At 65.2% G+C, this 2,312-nt stretch carries 3 protein-coding genes and 1 pseudogene; all 4 read right to left on the bottom strand.

Features of this window, described 5'->3' with window-relative positions; all coding sequences use genetic code 11:
- Positions 1-627: 627 nt before the first annotated feature.
- Positions 628-891 (bottom strand): DUF397 domain-containing protein, encoded by a 264-nt coding sequence (locus ACFHWU_RS28950; protein WP_416592269.1) that lies wholly within the window; start codon positions 889-891, stop codon positions 628-630.
- A 92-nt stretch (positions 892-983) separates the two neighbouring features.
- On the bottom strand, positions 984-1,166 hold the full coding sequence (locus tag ACFHWU_RS28945) for a DUF397 domain-containing protein (RefSeq protein ID WP_416592270.1): 183 nt from the start codon (positions 1,164-1,166) through the stop codon (positions 984-986).
- Positions 1,144-1,695: pseudogene (locus ACFHWU_RS28940) on the bottom strand (DUF5753 domain-containing protein); the annotation flags it as partial. The gene ACFHWU_RS28945 and the pseudogene ACFHWU_RS28940, both read right to left, overlap by 23 nt.
- Positions 1,696-2,025: 330 nt before the next feature.
- Positions 2,026-2,312 (bottom strand): hypothetical protein (locus ACFHWU_RS28935; RefSeq protein WP_416592268.1); only part of this gene is annotated, 287 nt, incomplete at its 5' end.

The raw sequence follows: 2,312 nt of genomic DNA, 5'->3' as shown, positions 1-2,312 counted from the left end.
AACCACCTGAACCGAGTACCGGCACTACACCCAGTCGCGAACCGTTACTCGCAAAGGCTCATTGGACCGGCTGACAGGCGGGAGGGGCATCTTCCAAGCCCTCTCCCGCCTGTCACGCAGTAGGTGGGTCAGAATCCGAGGTAACTCAACCACCCATCGGACGCGGAAGAAAGCAGTCCGGACCGCTATAGACGGCCGTGCTGTACGTAACGCGCCACTTCGTGAAGCTCGGGTCTGACTGGGCGGAGCATGTGACGCCTGATTCGAAGTATCCGATAACCGAGTTTCCTCCGGAGTAGCACTTCTGAGCCCAGGCCGTGTTCCACCATTGCGTGTAGCAGTTCCGGTGCGAGGGCGAGATGCCGGCTGCAGCCGCAGGCCCGGCGACACCCAGTGCGATGATGCCTGCGGTAGCCAGACCAGCCGCAGTGGCCTTCGCGGCGCGAGCCACGCGGCGAGAGGATCGGGACGTTTGCATACGCTCCTCCATCGTCGATCAATCACGTCGGAGCGCGGTCCCCAGTATTAAGTAGACACCGAACCCCGTTGGTGCTCGACGCGAGTCGTCCTTCGAGCTGATCGTCCAGGTAGCCGATCCCCTGCGCATCCCGTTACGCGGTGGGGGCCCTAAATATGCACTTGGGGCATGTCGCGACCTGCGTCGTCTGCCCCGGTAGGGATAGGGCACCTCGGTGCCTCGGGGCATTGAGGCGCGAGGGGGTTGAGGGTGGTGAGGAAGGACGTCCAGCCGGCGGGGTTGGAGCTGAGGGCGGGGCTGGCGGGGTCCTTGCTGTCGCGAACGAGGACTGTGGCGGGGACGTTGGTGGCGACCTCGACGCACGAACCTGTGCTGTCCGAACGCGTGGACTTGCGGTAGCGAGCTGTGGACAAACTAGATCACCTCTTCACACTCTGCTGCCGACAGCTACCCGTGGCAGCGGCCGGTGCTGTGCTCGCCACGGGCCGCTGCCACGGGTGGTCGGTCAGCGGGACTTCGCCAACCTGACGAATGCCGACCAGGCTATCGGCTCGAAGGCCAGGGTCCCGCCGGCGCGGTCCTTGGTGTCGCGGACGTACACCCGGCCCGGGATGTTGTCCGCGACCTCTACACAGGTGTCTCCGCCGTTGCTGCTACGGCTGGACTTACGCCAGTGAGGCGTGTGCATCGTACTCATCGATCACCCTTAGCATCAGATCTCGCGACTCCCGGCCAGGCAGGGCCAGGTCGTTCACAGACTCCCACCGTCGCTCAAGCGTAGCCAGCTTGCTCGCGCTCGACGCGAGTCGTCCTTCGAGTTGATCGTCCAGGTAGCCGATCCGCGTCCCGTTGATCAAGGTCGCGATGACGAACGCGCCCGAGTGGCCGACGTGCACTCCCGCACTCGTCGGGATGACCCAGACGTGGACGGTAGGGCGGCAACTGAGGTCGACCAAGTGCTCAAGCTGGGCTTTCATGATCTCCGGGTCACCAGTCCGGAGTACCGGCTCGGCGACTATCGCGGAGATCATTACCGGCTCTGGTCGTTCGAGCGTTGCCGCCTGCCGAGCCAGCCGGTCCCGCGTCATCTCGTCTACCTCTGCCTCGGTGTGCAGGCCGGCGGCGAGGACCATCCGGGCGTATGACTCGGTTTGCAGGAGGCCCGGCACGAGGTTCGGTTGGAACGTCCGGAGCAGCGTCGAACGCTCCTCGTTGTCGGCCCACGGGCGGAGCCACGGCGAGTGTTAGTTCCGGCCGACCGTCGGCTCCTCGACCGAGGTGATCTGGGCGCGATTGGGTCACGCCTGCTTGCAGCAGATGAATGGTCGCCATCCCGGGATCATCCGGTATCGCAGTCCTGACAACGAACCCCGGGGGCGGAAGACTCCGCCTGGCTCCAAGCCGATCCCCGCATCCGGTCCGGTTTCACTCTCACTGCCGCGACCCGAGCGCGCTCAGGCGGAACCGCTGCGCTGTCCGTGAGCGTCCGCTGCGACCCTTTTGGTGCGTGGGTCCCGGGTTGGACCGGTCTGTAGGAGACCAGTCCACTACTCCAGCGCGGCTCCGGTTCCGACGCCCGCGTTATAGCGGAAGGCGAGTAGGTCGATGGCGTGGGGCAGCCGGATTGGCGGAGTTGCTTCCCGCATGGCGAGAAGGCCGAGTATCGGCCCTCGGCAGATCGCTGCGTCGATCGAGCGCTGCGTGTTCGACGACAGCGACTCCCAGGTCAGCCTGGCCGCACACATCGAGCAAGGCTCAATGCTGCGTAGCTTGAGTTGATCTTGGGGTGTGGCCTGCGGTTGTGTGGCTGCTGTCGGGTGGTTCGGCGTGGCGG

The sequence above is a fragment of the Micromonospora sp. LOL_015 genome, from assembly GCF_048060275.1.
Taxonomy (GTDB): Bacteria; Actinomycetota; Actinomycetes; order Mycobacteriales; family Micromonosporaceae; genus Micromonospora_E.
The sequence above is the reverse complement of the archived record's forward strand: the minus strand, read 5'-3'. Positions and strand labels throughout refer to the sequence as shown.

Bases quoted from the DNA above. Each gene is read 5' to 3' on its own strand.
- ACFHWU_RS28945 (WP_416592270.1), bottom strand. From the start codon at position 1,166: ATGCACACGCCTCACTGGCGTAAGTCCAGCCGTAGCAGCAACGGCGGA.